The sequence below is a fragment of the Planctobacterium sp. AWM4_229 genome (assembly GCF_056160305.1).
Genome location: NZ_JBSWWX010000008.1, coordinates 1 through 19553 on the forward strand (window position 1 = coordinate 1; position 19553 = coordinate 19553).

The following is a 19553-nucleotide window of genomic DNA, read 5'->3' on the forward strand; positions in this document are numbered from 1 at the left end:
CAATTAAAATCGAAAATATAAATTTTTTGGGTCGACATCAAAATCAATCGATGCCCACACAGATTGTCTTATTGCTAATTGTTAAAGAACGCTTGCTTGAGTCTCTCCTCAAGCGGGATGCGCATTCTACACTTCCCTTTGTGACTGTCAACATTTTATTTGAATTTATTTTTTCAAGTGACTTGTTGAAGTCCGCTTAACTAAAGGCCTGTAGAGTTTTTACGCAATTCAGTTTTTGTGCCTTTAGAAGCTGCTTCTGAGTTGTCTCTTTACTAGGAAAGAACGTTTCCCCCCTGAAGCGAGCGCGCATTCTACAGACATCATCTTCACCGTCAACACTTTATTGCAAAATTTTGACAAAAAAGGTTCAAGCGATGAATTATTAATCAATATAGTTCAAAAAGCCTAAATTACAGGCTGATCTTTGCTAAAGTCCTGGAATATTTAACGCTATTAAATGAGACAGTAATGCCAATTCGATCTTATAAAGGAATAACGCCCAAATTAGCTGAAGGGGTTTATGTAGATGAATCATCAATATTAGTGGGTGATATTACTATAGGTTCCCATTCCAGTATCTGGCCATTAGTTGCTGCCCGTGGTGACGTGAACAGTATGACGATCGGCCGCAATACCAATATTCAGGATGGCACAATACTGCATGTCACCCGCAAAAGCGCAGGGAATCCTGAAGGGCATCCACTAATTATTGGGGATGATGTGACGGTCGGTCATCATTGTATGTTGCACGGTTGTAAATTAGGGAATCGAATTCTAGTGGGGATGGGCGCTATTATTATGGACGGTGCCGTTATAGAAGATGATGTGTTTATTGGTGCCGGAGCATTGGTGCCACCCAACAAAACATTAAAATCCGGTTATCTATATGTGGGCCAGCCCTGCAAGCAAGCTCGTCCCCTTAACGACGCAGAGCGAGCCTTTCTAAAACAGTCGGCAGAGAATTATGTTTTATTGAAGGATGAATATCTGGAAGAAATAGTTGAGCAATAACTCCAAGGTTTCAGCCCTTGCGCAATACATCTACCACACTAGTAATATCAGGTTGTTGACCGTGCCATATACGGTAACTTTCAGCAGCCTGTCCCACCAGCATACCAAGACCATCTTTTAGCTGCGTTTTATTATTGTATTTTTCAGCAAACTCTAGAAAGCTGGTTAACCCTTGCTGATAAAACATGTCGTAGACCAATTCCGCCTCTTTGAATACATCAGGTGTGATATCAGGAACACGACCACTGACGCTTGAAGAAGTTGAATTGACAATAATAACAGCTTTGACATAGTCCAGCTCTTCGCTGCTAACGGCAGAAACATTGCCAAAAGCGCATAACTCATTAGCCAAAACGGTTGCCTTTTCATGGGTGCGATTCCAGATGCTTATCTTTTCCACACCAGCTTGAAGTAATGGATAAATACAGCCCCGTGCGGCTCCACCAGCGCCTAATAGCAACACATGTTTTGCGGTCAGATTAACAGACAAACTGAGATCTCCCACCAATCCTTGTCCATCGGTATTGTCAGCCACTATTTTATCTTTGAATAAACTGAGGGTATTGGCAGCTCCGGCAATGCGAGCCCTATGAGATACCTCATCAGCCAGCTGAAAAGCCAGCTCTTTAAAAGGCAAGGTTACATTACAGCCAACAAATCCTTCAAGCTGGAGCGCTTTTACATCTTTTACAAAGTCTGACTCGGTAGAAAGCTGCCTTTCATAGGACAGTTGCTCGCCAAATTGTTGCGCAAACATTTTATGTATTTCTGGAGACCTGCTGTGCGCAATAGGATTTCCAAACACCATAAACTTTTTCAAGCGCGCAACTCCTGCTCGGTGATATTCAACCAATCCTGCGGTTTTAAATAATAGTCGTATAGTTCTGCTTCTTTTGAGCCTGGCTTAGGAGAATAGGCATATTCCCATCTTGCCAGTGGTGGCATCGACATTAATATGGACTCAGTGCGCCCACCACTTTGGATGCCGAAAAGGGTTCCTCTGTCGAACAGCAAATTAAACTCGGTGTAACGCCCACGTCTATACAACTGGAATTGCCTTTCCTGCTCATCAAAACGGGTGGCTTTGCGTTTTTCAACAATTGGAATGTAGGCAGACAAGTATCCTTCGCCGACCTTGCGCATAAACTCAAAGCTCTTATCAAAGCCCCATTGATTCAAATCATCAAAAAACAAGCCGCCCACACCACGCGTTTCTTTCCTATGCTTCAAATAAAAATATTTATCACACCAGCTTTTATATTCCTGATAAACCTCTTCGCCAAAAGGTTCACATATACTTTTAGCTGTTTGATGCCAATGCTGAACATCATCAAAAAATGGATAGAATGGGGTTAAGTCAAAACCGCCACCAAACCACCAGACAGGCTCTTCTCCAGGTTTTTCCGCGATAAAGAATCGCACGTTAGCATGAGAGGTAGGGATAAAAGGATTGTGGGGGTGAATGACCAATGAAACGCCTAGCGCCTGAAAACTTCGGCCGGCCAGCTCAGGTCGAGCAGCTGTTGCTGAGGCTGGCAGCTCTCCACCAAAAACATGGGAGAAATTTACCCCGCCCTGCTCAATAACATCACCACCTGTGAGCACTCGTGTGCGACCGCCACCTCCTTGTTCTCGCTGCCAGTTATCTTCTTTAAATGTGCCTTTCCCATCACTTAATTCTAATGTCTGGCAAATATCATCTTGCAGCTTTAATAAAAACGCTTTAACTTCTTCAATCTGTTGTGTCGACACAGTTAACCCCGAATGATTTGACCGGTAATGGCATCTCTTATAGTACTTGGATTAGCATTGCCATCCGTTTCGCCTTCTATGTATACCACCGAATCGCCAAAAACGGCTTTTGCTTCAGTGATGGTTCGGCAAGCTTCCTGCCCTGCCAGATTAGCGCTGGTTGACACCAGGGCACTATTTAATTTCTGACAAAGTGCTTTTACGCCCTTATGAGCCGTCACTCTTACCGCGATAGAATTATGCTCACCTGTAATCCATGAGGGGGCATATTTAGATTTAGGTAAAAGCCAGGTATTGGCTCCTGGCCAACTGGAAAAGATCTCGGTGCGCTTGTCCATCGGTATGGCACTGTCATCCACATACTTAACCAGTTGAGAATAGTTATCCGCAATCAAAATAACACCTTTGTGCAGTGGGCGTTGTTTCAATGCACACACTTGTTTAACGGCATCTTCATTATCGGGATCGCATCCAATGCCGATAACGCCTTCTGTGGGATAAACAAATATCTTGCCCGCATTAAACGCCTCTAATATCGGATCAACATTGTCATTTGCGGAATTTTGTTGTGCCATGGCTTACCTGTTACCTTAAAACTTTAAGGCTAATGTATAGCTTAAAAACGTAAAAGCAACGCGTTACACCAGAGATTTAGACGTCGACTTTGGTTTGACAGTCTTTTTGCGGGCATTGAAGTTGTGTTTCAGACTTTTTAATGAGAACTGGCCACTGGCACACAGGACAGGTTTCAGCAACAGGCTGCTCGTTAAGAATATACTTGCACCCTGGATATTGATTGCAAGAATAAAAGGGTTTACCGGATTTGTTGGCGCGTTTGACTAGCTCACCCACTTTACACTTTGGGCAAGACACGACTGTCTCAGTTTCGGTTTTTGGCTCATCATGCTGGATAAAGTGGCACTCTGGAAAATTTGTGCAGCCGATAAACATACCAAACCGCCCTTTTTTAACCGCCAGTAACGAATGACATTGCGGGCAGTCGGAGTTTTCCATCACCTTTAAGGTTTCAACACCGTGGGTTTTCCCCAAAGGTTGGGCATAGTCACACTCGGGGTAAGCAGAACACCCAAGAAATTTGCCACTTTTGCCGTTGCGGATACGCAATTCAGACTGGCACTGTGGGCAGTCGCCATAGGCATGCCTGATTGACTCTTTACTGTGGTCAAATAAGGAGTGATCAATATGATTCATAGTTCGCTATCGAGAACATTGTTTGTGCAAGGGTCGTTTAGTGTAACGGACCTTCAGGCTCTTCGAACAGCAAATCTTCCATTTGAGCATAAGCGTTTTCTTTGCCAGGCACATTAAACAGCACCATTAATACTACCCATTTGAGATCTTCAAGGCAGAAGTCATTGGCATCAATTTCCATGACTCTATCTATCACCATCTCACGTGTGCAGGCATCTAACACATTAATTTGCTCAAGGAACATTAAAAAGCCGCGACATTCAACATCAAGACGCACCTCTTCTTCAGCCGTAAACACACGCGCAACCGCGTGACTATTAGCAGAAGACAAATAGGGGTTGATGTCACTGTCTTGCAGAGCAGCTAATTTTTCCAACCAAGCTAAGGCTTTGTAGATTTCATCGTGATGAAAACCCGCTCGGATAAGCTCTTCGGTGAGTTCATCTTGGTCGACGCGAAATTCAGACTCGCTATGAACAAGATTTTCGAAAAGATACATGAGGATATCGAACATTTTTATTATTCCCCCAATCTAATGTAACCACCTGGAACAGTGGCTACCAAACCACGTAGCTCATATTCTAATAATTCTGACATCACCGCCGTCACTGGCAGACCGCTACGTTGCGCTACAACATCTATTGATGTTGCTTCAAACCCAACACTAGCTAACAATCTGTCGGTTGCCAAGGGTAATTTGCACTTTTTTTCTGGCTTTTTTGTTTCAGTTAATTGCGCTATTTGTTTCAGGTTCAGGAATTCTTCATTGATGTCAGAGACTTGCTCTACAAGCTTAGCTCCCTGCTTAATCAGATAGTGGCAACCTCGACTGTTTGAATTATAAACACTTCCCGGCACAGCGAAGACTTCTCGATTTTGTTCAATGGCATAGCGAGCCGTGATCAAAGAACCACTTTTAATGGCCGCCTCCACCACCAAAACTCCTTTAGATAAGCCACTAATGATTCTATTGCGTCTTGGAAAATGATCTTTTTTCGGTGCACTTCCCAGTGCAAACTCAGTGACCAAACAGCCACCATTGGCCACGATTTCCTGTGCGAGCTGTCTGTTTCTTTGAGGGTAAACAGCATCAGCGCCAGTAGCCATCACGGCAATGGTTTTACCATTATTATGCAATGCCCCTCGATGCGCTTCAGTGTCCATGCCCATTGCCAAACCACTGGTTACTACCCAGCCGCATTGCACAAGTTCAGAAGACAGAGTACGGCCGAGTTTAGCGCCAGTCGGGGTTTGTTTTCTCGCCCCTACAATAGCTATTTGAGGCAACTGCAGGATTTGATGCTCCCCAACACAAAAAAGAACCAAAGGTGGGGATGAAATTTCACGCAGTGGATCAGGATAATCAGGATGATTAAAGGTGAGTACCCTATGTGATTTTGAGTCAGTAAGCCAACTTTTTACCTTTTCAATATAGGCCGCGTTAGACTTTAACGCCGTTGCGATTGAGGGCTCAGAGAAATTCAACTGCTTTAAAGCTGTGGAACTGACTTCCGGAAGGTTTTCCAGACGACCATCGCACAACATGGATAGTTGTTTTACTTTCTGAAACCCCAACCCAGGTGTGTTGTGTAGTAATAGCCAATAATCTATTGATTGTTCTGGCGCATATTTAAAGAGGTTGCGCTCCTCTGTGTGGGAATATTCGTCCATCATCTCCCTACTCCCGAACTCCTTGTTCGGCGATGTTATTTAAATTTCCGTTCTAGGGCTTCGCCACTATCGCTCCTTTTCGAATCACACTGGTGGATGAGGTGATTAAGCCATAACTGACTTTGGCAAATGTTTTGAATATCACCATTTCTCCTACCTTAACAGCAGGCTGCTGTATGCGGCCAGATTCGTTGTGGAAAGTGAGTAACGACACTTCATCTTCGTCGTAACTTAAAGGCTCAGCATCAATAATGTCTGGTCCTTGTAAATAAACTCCCATTACGGTGCCTGCTTGTACATCGTCGTAGCCCAAATCCACCACGACGGTATCATATTTTCCCAATAAAGAACGATCTTGTAAACTGGTAATTATATTTCCCTTTTGAGATACTGCTGGGCTCATTTCCACCTGCAAATCTTGGGCGCGGTGCTCAAGCGGAATTAGCCGGTCACCTTGTTTAATTTCCTGATCTGCACCCTTGATGCGCACTAACATCTCCGTATCCAGTTGTGTTTCTATTGGTTCAGCCGTCGCCACATGCTTGACCAAAAAGCCCAAGCTCTCCCCCTCCATAGAGAGCAATTCACTGTGTGCTCTCACCACTTGAAATGTTTCCGGTTGAAAGCCCCCTTTTTTGCCAAGCACAATGTCGGTATGGGCGAAACGCACTGCACCTTCACGATCACCCAACAAATAAGGCTGTGCATCATAAACGGCTTTTTCCATTACCAGATCATTGCGAATATGGGTTTCAATGATTGACCAGGAAAGAGTGGGAATTGGGTCTGGTTTTTTCAGCTGTCGAATGGCTTTAGGAGATAAACTGACTTGACGCTTTTCATTTCTCACCATGGTGAGTTCAGGCTGCCCATGCTCATTGCGCACTAACATTAACTTATCACCGGGATAAATCAGATGTGGATTAACAATCTGGGTATTTTTCTGCCATAACAGCGGCCAATTCCAGGGCTTGTCCAGGTACATGCCAGCAATTTGCCACAGCGTATCGCCTTTTTTTACAACGTAGACATCCGGGGCCGAGGCTTTAATCTCCACTGATAGCGCGCTAAAACTTATCAGAAACAACAGAACCAAACTAAAAATACGGAATTTCAAACCCATCTCCACCAGTGATTAGTTGCTCAAGCTACTGTTATTAGCCCGACGTTATCAGTTAGAATAGCGGGTTAAAAGCAATTGATCGTAATTTTTAATCAAATAAATGTATGTAAGCCGATACCCTGTAACGGTTTTACAGAGAAGAGTTATGGCAGTATTAGACGTTTTAAGATTTCCCGATGAAAGACTCAGAACAGTAGCTGAAACAGTGACTGACATTGATGCTTCCATCAAAACCTTGGTCAAAGATATGTTCGAAACCATGCGCGAGGAACGCGGCATTGGTCTGGCTGCAACCCAGGTTAACGTACACAAACGCGTTATCGTTATGGATGTGTCGGACGAACAAAATGAACCACGGGTATTCATCAATCCAGAAATCATTGAACAGCAAGGCAAAATGATCAATGAGGAAGGCTGTCTTTCAGTACCTAACAACTATGCCAAGGTAGAACGTGCTGAAGAAATCACGGTTAAGGCACTGGATGAAAACGGCGAAGAATTTACCTTAAGTGCTGAAGGGTTGCTGGCAGTGTGTATTCAGCATGAAATGGACCACTTAGAAGGCAAGTTATTCGTAGACTATTTGTCGCCATTGAAACGCCAACGCATCAAAGCCAAGCTGGAAAAAGAAGCCCGTTTAGCGGCAAAAGGATAACCATCGCCGTGTCACAGAGCACCATTAAGAGAAAGCTAAAGATAGTATTTGCGGGTACACCGGATTTTGCTGCCAAGCATTTACAGGCACTGCTTAACTCAGAGCATCAAGTGGTTGCTGTTTATACGCAACCTGACAGACCCGCCGGTAGAGGTAAAAAATTACAGGCAAGCCCGGTAAAACAGCTTGCCTTGGAAAGCAACTTGCCGGTTTACCAGCCCGCGACATTAAAAGCGGAAGATGCACAAGCGGAACTACGAGACATCGAGTTCGACATCATGGTAGTGGTAGCTTATGGATTGATCTTACCGAAAGTGGTACTGGATATTCCTGAACTGGGTTGTATCAATGTTCATGGTTCGTTGTTGCCAAAATGGCGAGGTGCAGCTCCGATACAACGTGCCATCTGGGCAGGAGACGAGATTACTGGCGTCACCATTATGAATATGGACGTCGGCCTGGATACTGGTGACATGTTGTTGACATCAGAACTAGCCATAGAAGCGAATGATACCAGCGCCAGTCTCTATGAAAAACTGGCCGAATCCGGGCCCGTAACCTTGGTGGAAGCATTGAACAACATTGAGCAACTGACCCCAGTGAAACAGGATGAACAGCTAGCCACCTATGCTCAAAAACTGGAAAAGTCCGAAGGACTTATTGACTGGAGCCAAGATGGACAACAGCTGGAAAGGAATATCCGTGCTTTCAATCCCTGGCCAGGTACCTGGTTTGAACTGGATGAGCAAAATATTAAGGTCTGGCAATCTCAATGGCTAAATGATGATTCAGGTAAGGTGCCCGGTACTGTATTGGCCGCTGATAAAAATGGTATTCAGGTACAAACCGGTAACGGCGTATTAAACTTGCTGCAGCTGCAAATCCCCGGAAAAAAAGCCCAATCAGTAGCAGACATACTCAATGCCCGTCCAGAATGGTTTACGACAGGAAAATGTTTAGGAGCCGCTCATTAGTATTGCCAAACAATACAATCTAAGAGCCATAGCCGCACAAGCAATCTATGGAGTATTGGAACAGCGTAAGTCGCTGCAAGAAGTGCTGCCCAAAACCCTGGAAAAAGTCAAAGAGCAAGACAAAGCTTGGCTGCATGAAATGCTTTATGGTGTTTTGCGCAATTTGCCCACCTTACAATTTTGGCTCAATAGATTACTGCAGTCCCCCATCAAACCCGACAGCAGAGTCGTTGAGCATCTTCTGTATTTGGGAGTTTATCAGCTGCATTTTTCTCGAGTATCAGAATACGCTGCCGTTTCAGAAACAGTGAGTGCCTGCGATAACTTAAAGCAACCTCATTTAAAAAAACTGGTAAACGCCGTTTTACGCAATTTTGTACGAAAAGAAACGGCCAGACTAATGCCCAAAGAAGAACGTATTCAACTCAATCTTCCAAAGTGGTACTACAAAAAAATCAAGCAAGCTTATCCCGAACAGTATCGCGACATTGCTTGTAATCAAAGCGCTAAACCACCAATCTGGTTGCGAATCAATCAAACCAAAACCACAGTCGATACCTTTTTAGCAGCCTGTTCACAAGCGGGTATCGAATGTAGCCAGGAAGAGCAGTTGCCTGAAACGATCAAATTAGTGAACAACATCAATATCCAAACCCTTCCCGGCTTCAACGAGGGATGGTTTAGTGTCCAGGACAAAGCGGCACAGCAGGCTGCTCACTATCTTGCCGCGCAGCCCAATGATGTAATTCTGGATGCCTGTGCCGCCCCCGGCGGAAAGTATTGCCATATTCTTGAAGCGCAACCGCAACTGCAAACATGCATCGCTCTGGAGTTGGATGCCGTACGGGCTAAAAATATTGCAGAAAATACCGAACGTTTAGGACTGAGCAACACCGACATCAGAGTTGCCGACGCCAATGACATAACCAGCTGGAATCCAACTGGCCAATTGTTCGATAAAATATTGTTAGATGCCCCCTGCTCTGCCACTGGTATTATCCGCAGACACCCAGACATAATGTGGTTGCGCAAGGGTCCGGATATTGAACAATTGTCTGGTTTGCAGGCACAAATTCTGGATTCGATGTGGACCTGTTTAAAACCTGGTGGTGTTTTGCTTTACGCCACTTGCTCTATTTTGCCTGAGGAGAATAGCCAACAAATTGTTGAATTCCTCAGCAGAACCCCGGATGCATCAGCTATGTCGCTACATGAAAGTATTAGCGCAACGGAAAGACAAATATTGCCCGGTGAGTCTGGTATGGATGGTTTTTATTACGCTAAACTGCAAAAAGCAGTCACTGAGTGAACAAAAACAACAATAATTGAGGGTCGTTACGCTCCAACATGAAAATCATAATATTGGGCGCCGGTCAGGTTGGTGCCACCCTGGCAGAAAATCTGGTGGGCGAAAAAAACGACATTACCGTTATCGATTATGACGCAGATAAAATTCGGGCACTGCAAGACAGGCTAGACTTGCAAGTGGTGCACGGTATCGGCTCCCATCCCGACGTATTGCAAAAAGCCGGTGCAGAAGATGCCGACATGTTGGTGGCCGTAACTAACAGCGATGAAAGCAACATGATGGCTTGTCAGGTTGCCTACAGCTTGTTTAAAACCCCCACCAAAATTGCGCGGGTTCGCTCAGAACAATATATCCATTACCAAAAGCAATTATTCAAACATCAAGATGTACCTGTAGATCACTTAATAGCCCCTGAGCAACTCGTGACTCAATCAATAAAGCGCCTTATCGACTACCCAGGTACGTTGCAGGTTGTAGAGTTCGCAGAGGGAAGAGCCAGTCTCGTGGCGGTAAAAGCCTATTATGGGGGGTTACTGGTAGGCCATGCTTTATCCGCATTAAAAGAACATATGCCCAACGTAGAGACGCGCGTAGCAGCAATTTATCGCCGTGGAAAACCCATCCGTCCACTGGGCACAACAGTTATTGAAGCGGATGACGAAGTCTTTTTCATCGCTGCTACTAAGCATATTCGTGCCGTTATGAGTGAGTTGCAGAAACTCGAGGGCAGCTACAAACGTATAATGATTGCCGGTGGTGGATTGATCGGTGCAGGGTTGGCCAGACAACTGGAACACGATCACCATGTAAAACTGATTGAATACAGTTACGACCGGGCTAAATACCTGTCTACAACACTGGATAAAACCATCGTATTTGTAGGCGACGCCTCAGATCAGGAATTACTTCAAGAAGAGCAGGTGGAACAAATAGATGCCTTTATCGCCGTTACCAATGACGATGAAGCCAATATTATGTCTGCCATGTTAGCCAAACGACTTGGTGCCAAAAAAGCCATGGTGCTGATTCAGCGTGGTGCTTATGTGGATCTGGTGCAAGGTGGTGAAATCGACATCGCCTTCTCCCCACAACAAGCGACTATCTCTGCACTACTGACCCATATCCGTCGAGGCGATATCGTTAATGTTTACTCACTTCGCCGCGGTGCCGCTGAAGCAATAGAAGCCATTGCTCATGGCGATGAAAACACTTCAAAGGTAGTGGGCAGAATGATTTCTGAAATCCGGCTACCTCCGGGTACGACAATAGGTGCCATAGTACGCAAAGAAGAAGTGATCATTGCTCATAGCGATACCGTTATCGAAGCTGACGACCACGTGATCATGTTTTTAGTGGATAAGAAATTTATTTCTGATGTAGAAAAACTGTTCCAGCCCAGTGCGTTCTTCTTCTAAATTGAGGCAGTAATAATTGCTATAACAGCGCTTAACTACGCCAAAAAGTTGGTGAAAACAACACAAGCAAGGAAAAGACTTCAAGTCGTCCAAACAGCATAGCCAGTATTAGAAACCATTTCCCCGCATCGCTGACTGTAGAATAACTTGCTGCCACTTCACCCAAGCCTGGACCAAGATTGTTAAGCATGGCTGCCGTTGCGGAAAACGCAGTCAGGTTGTCCAGGCCGGTGGCAATCAGACAGATCATAATAATCACGAAGACCAAAGCATAAGCGGAGAAAAATCCCCAAACCGCATCTACCACGCGACTGGGTAACGCTCTATCTCCGAGCTTTACAGAGTAAATTGCTTTGGGGTGTATCAAACGATCCACCTCCCGCTTACCTTGTAGATAAAGCAATAATACCCTTATCACCTTCAGGCCCCCTCCCGTTGAACCTGCGCAACCACCGATAAAGCTGGCAAAGATCAAGACTATTGGCAGAAAAATAGGCCAGGCAGAAAAATCCGTTGTGGCAAAGCCTGCAGTGGTGCTGATAGAAACGGCTTGCAATAACGCCTGATCAAACGCCTGCTCTGCATTATCGTATAACTCGTAATACACCAACACCAAAAAAGTAATTAATACCAAAGTAAATTGAATGGAGAAAAAAGCTTTGAGTTCAGGATCTGAAAAATAGGTTTTTAATGATCTGCCGGTAGCGGCTGCATAGTGCAAAGCAAAGTTGAGCGCCGCAATCCACAAAAAGACAACACACACTAAATTGATCAGGGTGGAGTCAAAATGGCCTAAACTGGCGTCATAAGTGGAAAAGCCGCCAATAGCTATGGTTGAGAAAGCATGACATATTGCATCAAACCAGCTCATACCTGCCAACCAGTAAGCTACAGTACAAGCAATGGTTAATGAGAGATAGATATACCACAAGTGTTTTGCGGTATCGGCAATTCTCGGCGTCATCTTGGAGTCTTTCACCGGGCCCGGTGTTTCCGCCCGGTATAGCTGCATGCCACCTACACCAAGGATAGGTAAAATAGCAACAGCCAAAACGATAATCCCCATACCGCCCAACCACTGTAACTGTTGTCGATAAAACTGTACCGCTTTGGGCAGGAACTCGATGCCCTGAATAACGGTGGCACCCGTAGTGGTTAAACCAGAAAAGGACTCAAAAAAAGCATCGGTTACTGACATCTGAGGCTGTTCCATCAAAATTAATGGCAACGCCCCGAAACTGGCTAGTACGGCCCAAAACAAAGCAACAATTAAAAAGCCCTCTTTAGCACGCAGATCATCTCGTGCATCCTTGTTGGGGTACCAAATTGCTACGCCGGTGATTAAACACAAAAAGAAAGCCAGTAAAAATGGAAGGCCACCGCCATCTTGAAAGATCAGAGATACCAGAGCAGGCGGCACCATGGTGACACTGAACATTGCCACCAGTAAACCCAAGATCCTGACGATGGAGCGATATTGCATGTATATGAGAAATAAAAGAAATTAGCTAGCCAAAGAATAGCGCACTTTAAAAGTAATGGGCCAGATACTCAAGGATAAATAGATGCACTGAATAAGAAATACCTGGAAATAGGAACTACTACTGGCTAACTGCAAATATAAGCCAGTGCTTTTACAACTTGATCCACATCGTTGGCTACGGTTACAGCAGCGGCATCAATGTCTTTAAGCGCGTGGTCGAGGGATTCATCGTGCCAGGAAATTAACTGCTTGCCATGGGCAACGGCATATCCAGCATCAAAGGCGGAGTTCCATTGTCTGTAATGCTCACCGAAGCGAACAACTACAATATCGGACTTTTCTAACAATACTTTGTTGCGAGCTTGGTTTAACCTGGCGCTTTTAAAATCGTTCCAAAAGGCTTTTTGCTCTGCACCTGAGATTTGCTGGCCAATATCATCACTCAGTTGGTGGTCAGTGATTGGGCTACAATAGGCTGCATTAATCCCCAGAGTCTCACTCAACCCCGTAATTTCAGCACGCCACTGTGTGTGGATTTCTCCAGCCAAATACACTTGCCAAACCATCGACATGACACTTTAACCTTTGTCCCGAATTTAAATATGGACGTAATACCTTAAAAATACAAATTTTGGTTTATTTTTTAGACAATAACGCAAGCTACTTCTCAAAAAAATACAACTTTAGATGTATGTGTATTCCTCAGAATTCATTCTATACTTACGGCAAATAACTCATTTCAAAGAATTATTCCGGTTTGGCTAAAGTAAAAACGCGCAAAAACTATCTACAATACTGCATCTCCTTGTTGTTGGTATTACCCCCTTCAGCGATCACCTTAGCGCAAACAACTATTAGCCTGGATTCTGCAGAAGATTTTGAGGATGAAGAAATCGAGCAAGTGCGAGTTATTGGTACTCGTAACTTTGGGCGCAGCAGTGCGCAATTGCCAGTTGCTGTTGACACTATAGATGCACAAAGATTGCGTAGCAGCGGTCATTTTGAAGTGGGCAGAATGTTGCAGAATACTGCGCCCTCTTTCAACTTTTCCAGCTCAGCTATCAGTGATGGCACCGATGCTATACGACCCGCCACCCTGAGAGGATTGGGCCCGGATCAGACACTGGTATTGATTAACAACAAACGACGGCATACTGCTGCACTGGTGCATATCAACACCTCAGTAGGCAGAGGAACCTCTGGAACAGACCTCAATGCAATACCGGCTGGCGCTATTAAACGCATAGAAATATTACGGGATGGAGCCGCAGCGCAATACGGCTCTGATGCCATTGCGGGTGTCATCAATATCATTCTTAAAGATGACGTGGATTATTCCTCTGTATATGGCAGCTATGGCTTGCATCACGAAGGTGATGGCAATTCAGCGCTAATTTCAGTTAACCACTCTATTGAGTCAGAATTGGGCACAATAAACGCGACGCTTGAATATAGAGACCGTGGGTCTACCAATCGCGCTGGACAATCTGGAGTGTGCCAGTACTTACTATCTTGTTCAGATATGAATAATGACGGCATATTTGAAACCAGTGACCCAAGAGAAATTGCGTTTCCCAGGACCAACTTCCAGATAGGCGACGCCGATGTCAAACAGTTGTCAGGTGCTCTAAATGGCTATCGCGAAACCCTTGATGGTGAATATTATGGTTTCGCCACCTTTTCATTGCGAGAAACCCTCTCCAGGGGATTCTTCAGAAGAGCCAATGAACTGGAAAAAAACCCACTTGTAGACGGTACTCAAAGTTTTTACCCTGATGGCTTTCTACCCGAAATTGATTCTCAGCTATTAGACTTTTCAGTCAATGCCGGTTATTCCACATTGTTAGAAAGCAATATCAATATGGATGTATCTTTCACTTTTGGTCGTAATCAAATGCAATTTGATGTGAATAATTCCGTCAATGCTTCTTTTGTGCAAGAACAAGTGAATAGTGGTTTGAACGCCCAACAAATCATAGCCAATACCCCTACTCATGCCTATGCAGGAGAGTTGGCCACATCTCTGGGGACAGTTAATCTGGACTTTGTCAGTGAACGCATAAGAAAGAATTACGCATGGGGACTAGAGCTACGATTGGATCAGTATGAAATTAAACAAGGCGACGAATACGCCTGGTTTGATTACGATGGTATAGAAGGTGGTGGTGCTGCTGGCATTCAAGTATTTCCGGGATTTACACCAGAAAATGAAGTCAATGAAACGCGCTTTGTTTATTCTGCCTATTTTGACGCTGAATGGGACGTCACCACTAAAAGCCTTGTGAGTGGGGCGCTTCGTTATGACCACTATCAAGGTTTTGGCGGTACTCTCAACGCAAAACTGGCGGGTCGCTTTGATTTCTCCCCAACACTTGCCATTCGAAGCTCTATTAATACAGGATTTCGCGCGCCCTCAATGCAGCAGCTCTATTTCAACAATATCAGCACCCAATTTAACTTTGGCAGCGCAGCGCAAGTAGGCACTTTTCGCAATGACAGCGATCTGGCTCAGCAAATTGGCATCCGGGAATTGCAAGAGGAACAATCTGTCAGTTTTAATGCAGGCTTGCTTTACAATAATCACAATGTCACAGCAACACTGGATTTTTATCTCATCCATATCGATGACAGAATCGTTATTAGCGAACAATTAACGCAAGGATTAGGTAGCCTTCAGCTCGATCAGGCCTTAATGCAAAACGGCGTACAAAGTGCTCAATTTTTTATTAATGCCGCGGAAACTGAAACCAAAGGACTGGATTTAGTGGTTTCCTGGTTCCCGGAAATATCAGTAGGCGACCTGGAACTCACTGCCGCTTTAAATATTACCGACACCGAAGTCACAAGCATCAACGCCAGTGGCAGTTTGTCCGAACTTAACGACCTGGATTTGTTTGGTGAGCAAGCCAGATCCATCATCGAAGATTGGCAACCTGAGTCGCACGCCATTTTTTCTGCTAACTACACCCACGAAGATTGGCAAATAGACTTTAATCTAAATCGCTACGGAAAATATCGCGTTATTGATGCACAACAAAGTCAGCAGTTTTCCAGCAAGTGGCTGGCAGACGTTCGAGTGGGTTACTCTCTCAGTGAAACCATCTTGATACATTTCGGGGTAAATAATCTGACAAATACCTATCCAGACACTAATTTAATCGGTCAAAGTCGAGAAGGTCGAATAGAAACCAATACAGGTGATGTGGTGGTGAACTCGGCCGGCGTATTTACCTATTCCAGAAGAGCCGCTCCTTTCGGTTTCAATGGTCGATTTTACTACGCTGGAATAGAGAGCCGTTTTTAACATCAAAACTTCTGAAACCCAAAAAAGCTAGTGTATTCATTGCTTTAAACTGAGGTTGAAAGTTGTCAAATCTATCATTAGTTCGTTTGGCTGTTTACTAATAAAAAAACTCTATAAAGAAATCGTTAATTAATACTATTAAAAATCTTTGAACGTGGTAAAGTCTCACCCCCTTGACGAAAAACGATTAAAAAATCCACTGTGGTTTTGAAGTTCTTCCAAAAGGTTATCCACAAAAAAAACTAAAATAAGAATTAATACTCACAGTCTCTTCTTATTATAAGTTGTTGAAATTAAAATAAATTTTCGTAAACCATGCCGTTTAATTACGGTTTCTCGTGTTTCTGAAAAATTATGCTCACAAAGTTATCCACAGGATTTTGCATGTTATCAAGGATAAAGACCTGCATTTCATGTGTAATTCGTTATCATGAAGCGATAACTTTAAAACCCGCAAAACATGCTTCGGATATTTGTTAATGACTGCAAAGAACAACGCACCTTTTATCTTGGTGGATGGCTCATCCTACTTATTCAGAGCCTTTCACGGACTTCCACCGCTTACCAACTCTAAAGGCATGGCTACCGGCGCCATTTATGGTGTGATAAACATGCTAAAGAGCTTAATAAAACAATACAATCCAGAATTGATGGCGGTTATTTTTGACGCAAAAGGTAAAACCTTTCGCGATGACATTTATCCCGAATACAAAGCCAATCGTCCCCCCATGCCCGACGAATTAAGGGAGCAAATAAAACCTTTGCACGAAATTGTGGCCGCTATGGGCTTACCCCTATTGGTTATTGAAGGTGTCGAAGCCGACGATGTCATAGGAACACTTGCTAAACAAGCATCAGACTCTGGGATGAAAACTCTTATCAGCACGGGTGACAAAGATATGGCTCAGTTGGTAAATGACAAAGTCGAACTGATTAACACCATGACAAACACTCTGATGGATGTACCAACCGTCAAAGAAAAATTTGGTGTTGGGCCAGAATTAATCATTGATTATCTGGCGTTAAAGGGTGACAAAGTTGACAACATACCGGGCGTGCCTGGTGTGGGAGATAAAAGCGCTACCAGTCTGTTGAATGGCATAGGCGGAGTGGATGAGATCTATGCAAGGCTTGATGAAATTGCCTCCCTGGAGTTCAGAGGTGCTAAAAATTTTGCCAACAAAATCCGTGATTTTGAACAGCAAGCAAAACTATCTTACGAACTTGCCACCATTAAACTGGACGTTCCATTAGACGCCTCTCCTGCAGATCTTAAAATAAAGCCAGCAGACAATAACAAGCTTATTGAGTTTTTTGGCGATCTGGAATTTAAACGTTGGCATCAGGAACTGCTTAACGCGTCTGATGCTTTTTCACCAGCCAACATTGAAACAACGCAACCTGATGAAACGAGTCAAAGTGCTAATACCGCAATGCCAGTGGAATACGAAACTATTTTGACTGAACAACAATTGCAAAGCTGGTTAGAGAAGTTGTCTTCAGCCACATGTTTTGCGGTGGATACTGAAACCACAAGCCTGAATTACATGCAAGCTGAGCTGGTTGGGATGTCTTTCGCCACAGAAGAGCACAAAGCTGCTTATTTACCTTTGAGGCACGATTATCCCGGCGCCCCTGAACAACTACCTTTTGAAGACACATTAGCGAAGTTAAAAACTATTCTTGAAAATAGCGACATTAAAAAAGTGGGGCAGCACCTTAAATACGATCAAAATGTGTTAAGTCATTACGGCATTAAGATTAACGGAATTGGTAACGACACTATGCTGGCCTCCTATGTCCTCAACAGTGTCGCCGGTAAACACGATATGGATAGCCTGGCGCAGCGATACTTACAAACATCAACAGTATCTTTTGAAGATATTGCCGGCAAAGGTGTTAAGCAACTCACCTTTAACCAAATTGATCTGGACAAAGCCGCCCATTATGCGGCGGAAGATGCCGATATTACACTGCGTCTGCACAACGAACTCAATAAGCAGTTAGCCAATACCCCTTCGCTTATGAAGATTTTGCAAGAAATAGAACTACCCTTGGCTTCTGCGCTATCACGCGTTGAACAAAATGGGGTTTATATCGACGTACAAAAGATGCAGGAGCTGTCCAACAGTTTTGCCATCCGCGCAGCTGAGATTGAGCAACAAGTGCACGCTGAAGCTGGGGAAACCTTTAATTTAAGCTCCACCAAACAGTTGCAAGAAATCCTGTTCAACAAACTTTCGCTACCGATACTGAAAAAAACGCCAAAAGGCGCCCCTTCTACATCTGAAGAAGTACTTCAGGAGCTGGCATTGGATTACCCTATCCCGCGCCTCATTATGGAGTATCGGGGCCTGACTAAACTGCGCAATACCTACACCGATAAGCTGCCCAAGATGGTGGACAACAAAACCGGACGGGTACACACCAGTTATCATCAAGCTGTTGCAGTTACTGGAAGACTGTCTTCTACTGAGCCAAATTTACAGAATATTCCCATCCGTAACGAAGCTGGTCGAAGCATAAGAAAGGCGTTTGTTGCACCTGCAGGCTATAAAATAATGGCCGCGGATTATTCTCAGATAGAACTGCGCATTATGGCGCATCTATCCGGAGATGAAGGCCTGATTAATGCCTTCAAGATGGGACTGGATATTCACAAATCCACTGCAGCAGAGGTTTTTGATGTGCCGTTAGAAGAAGTCACGGCAGATCAGCGAAGAAGCGCTAAAGCCATTAATTTTGGACTGATTTATGGCATGTCAGCCTTTGGTCTTGCCAGACAATTAAACATTCCCAGAAATGAAGCACAGAAGTACATGGACTTATACTTTGAACGCTATCCAGGCGTACTGCGTTATATGGAAGAAACCAGGGCCTTTGCTGCTGAAAAGGGCTATGTCGAGACAGTATACGGGCGCAGGCTCTATTTGCCTGAGATAAACGCCAGAAATGGTGCCCGAAGAAAAGCAGCAGAACGCGCTGCCATCAACGCGCCCATGCAAGGTACCGCAGCTGATATTATTAAGATGGCTATGTTACGGGTCGACAACTGGCTTAGTCATCAAGACAACGATGATATAAAAATGATCATGCAAGTACACGATGAACTAGTTTTTGAAATAAAAGAACAAAAACTTAAAGAGTACTCAGCTGAAATCAAAGCCCTCATGGAAGCAGAAAATAGCTTAGAGATACCATTAATAGTTGAATGTGGTGAAGGAGACAACTGGGAAGAAGCTCATTAACAATTAAAATAAATGTAATTTAATTACATTATTGTTATTGACTTTCAATTAAGCCAGGACTATAGTCTCTCTCGTAGGGTACAGAGGTAAGATGTTCTATCTTTCAAACCTTTGCTTTAACCCCGGTAGTTTTACCGGGGTTTTTTTATGTCTGCTCGCTCTCAACAATTCCCTTTCATATTTTCTTGTATTGAAGTTCTTAAAAATCGTTTTGTTGTTATAAAGGTAATATCCGTTTACCGGGTCGTTTTCTGGAATTATTGAAATGTTACCAACTTAGTGACCTGGATTAGCTTGTAGGCATTGAGAAACTGACGTGGAAAAAGTGAAGAATAAAAATAATTAAAAAAATTTATTTATTTGTGAACTAATCAGAATTAGCTCGGTCTATGTATA

At 44.0% G+C, this 19553-nt stretch carries 17 protein-coding genes; 8 read left to right on the forward strand and 9 right to left on the reverse strand.

Annotation, left to right across the window (positions count from 1 at the left end):
• On the forward strand, window positions 1-200 hold a 200-nt coding region (locus tag ACXAGP_RS17620; protein ID WP_475262875.1), incomplete at its 5' end, for a hypothetical protein.
• Window positions 201-468: 268 nt separating this feature from the next.
• Window positions 469-1011 carry a gamma carbonic anhydrase family protein gene (locus tag ACXAGP_RS17625; RefSeq protein WP_475262876.1) on the forward strand — a complete coding sequence of 181 codons (543 nt, stop codon included), beginning with the start codon at window positions 469-471 and terminating at the stop codon, window positions 1009-1011.
• A 10-nt stretch (window positions 1012-1021) separates the two neighbouring features.
• Here the strand turns inward: ACXAGP_RS17625 and aroE are convergent, their stop codons facing one another.
• From aroE to ACXAGP_RS17660, 7 genes are all read right to left on the reverse strand, one after another.
• A complete protein-coding gene (gene aroE / locus ACXAGP_RS17630) occupies window positions 1022-1819 on the reverse strand; it encodes a shikimate dehydrogenase (RefSeq protein ID WP_475263086.1) in 798 nt (265 codons plus the stop codon).
• Window positions 1820-1827: 8 nt separating this feature from the next.
• Window positions 1828-2763, reverse strand: a complete 936-nt coding sequence (gene hemF, locus ACXAGP_RS17635) for an oxygen-dependent coproporphyrinogen oxidase (RefSeq protein WP_475262877.1) — start codon at window positions 2761-2763, stop codon at window positions 1828-1830.
• Between the two features lie 2 nt (window positions 2764-2765).
• On the reverse strand, window positions 2766-3338 hold the full coding sequence (tsaC, locus tag ACXAGP_RS17640) for an L-threonylcarbamoyladenylate synthase type 1 TsaC (RefSeq protein WP_475262878.1): 573 nt from the start codon (window positions 3336-3338) through the stop codon (window positions 2766-2768).
• Between the two features lie 76 nt (window positions 3339-3414).
• Window positions 3415-3975 (reverse strand): DNA topoisomerase family protein, encoded by a 561-nt coding sequence (locus tag ACXAGP_RS17645; protein ID WP_475262879.1) that lies wholly within the window; start codon window positions 3973-3975, stop codon window positions 3415-3417.
• Window positions 3976-4012: 37 nt separating this feature from the next.
• The gene (locus ACXAGP_RS17650) at window positions 4013-4489 is read right to left on the reverse strand and encodes a DUF494 family protein (protein WP_338290269.1); all 477 of its coding nucleotides are present in this window, start codon (window positions 4487-4489) and stop codon (window positions 4013-4015) included.
• A 5-nt stretch (window positions 4490-4494) separates the two neighbouring features.
• Window positions 4495-5649, reverse strand: a complete 1155-nt coding sequence (dprA, locus tag ACXAGP_RS17655) for a DNA-processing protein DprA (RefSeq protein WP_475262880.1) — start codon at window positions 5647-5649, stop codon at window positions 4495-4497.
• Window positions 5650-5698: 49 nt separating this feature from the next.
• On the reverse strand, window positions 5699-6763 hold the full coding sequence (locus tag ACXAGP_RS17660; protein WP_475262881.1) for a LysM peptidoglycan-binding domain-containing protein: 1065 nt from the start codon (window positions 6761-6763) through the stop codon (window positions 5699-5701).
• 151 nt (window positions 6764-6914) lie between these two features.
• Here ACXAGP_RS17660 and def point away from each other — a divergent pair, with 151 nt between their 5' ends.
• Genes def through trkA form a run of 4 tightly spaced genes read left to right on the forward strand, consistent with a single transcriptional unit; the run spans window position 6915 to window position 11122 of the window.
• Window positions 6915-7424, forward strand: coding sequence for a peptide deformylase (gene def, locus ACXAGP_RS17665; protein ID WP_475262882.1), 510 nt, complete (start codon window positions 6915-6917; stop codon window positions 7422-7424).
• A gap of 23 nt (window positions 7425-7447) precedes the next feature.
• Window positions 7448-8398 carry a methionyl-tRNA formyltransferase gene (gene fmt / locus ACXAGP_RS17670; protein WP_475263087.1) on the forward strand — a complete coding sequence of 317 codons (951 nt, stop codon included), beginning with the start codon at window positions 7448-7450 and terminating at the stop codon, window positions 8396-8398.
• Window position 8399: 1 nt separating this feature from the next.
• Complete coding sequence (gene rsmB / locus ACXAGP_RS17675; RefSeq protein ID WP_475263088.1) at window positions 8400-9707, forward strand: 16S rRNA (cytosine(967)-C(5))-methyltransferase RsmB; 1308 nt, start codon at window positions 8400-8402, stop codon at window positions 9705-9707.
• A gap of 38 nt (window positions 9708-9745) precedes the next feature.
• Window positions 9746-11122 (forward strand): Trk system potassium transporter TrkA, encoded by a 1377-nt coding sequence (trkA, locus tag ACXAGP_RS17680; protein ID WP_475262883.1) that lies wholly within the window; start codon window positions 9746-9748, stop codon window positions 11120-11122.
• A 31-nt stretch (window positions 11123-11153) separates the two neighbouring features.
• Here the strand turns inward: trkA and ACXAGP_RS17685 are convergent, their stop codons facing one another.
• Both ACXAGP_RS17685 and ACXAGP_RS17690 read right to left on the reverse strand, forming a co-directional pair.
• A complete protein-coding gene (locus tag ACXAGP_RS17685) occupies window positions 11154-12605 on the reverse strand; it encodes a TrkH family potassium uptake protein (RefSeq protein ID WP_475262884.1) in 1452 nt (483 codons plus the stop codon).
• A 125-nt stretch (window positions 12606-12730) separates the two neighbouring features.
• A complete protein-coding gene (locus tag ACXAGP_RS17690) occupies window positions 12731-13177 on the reverse strand; it encodes a YtoQ family protein (protein ID WP_475262885.1) in 447 nt (148 codons plus the stop codon).
• 185 nt (window positions 13178-13362) lie between these two features.
• Between ACXAGP_RS17690 and ACXAGP_RS17695 the strand changes: the two genes are divergently transcribed.
• Together ACXAGP_RS17695 and polA are read left to right on the forward strand one after the other, a co-directional pair.
• Window positions 13363-15909 (forward strand): TonB-dependent receptor plug domain-containing protein, encoded by a 2547-nt coding sequence (locus ACXAGP_RS17695; protein WP_475262886.1) that lies wholly within the window; start codon window positions 13363-13365, stop codon window positions 15907-15909.
• Window positions 15910-16388: 479 nt separating this feature from the next.
• On the forward strand, window positions 16389-19157 hold the full coding sequence (polA, locus tag ACXAGP_RS17700) for a DNA polymerase I (protein ID WP_475262887.1): 2769 nt from the start codon (window positions 16389-16391) through the stop codon (window positions 19155-19157).
• Window positions 19158-19553 lie beyond the last annotated feature (396 nt).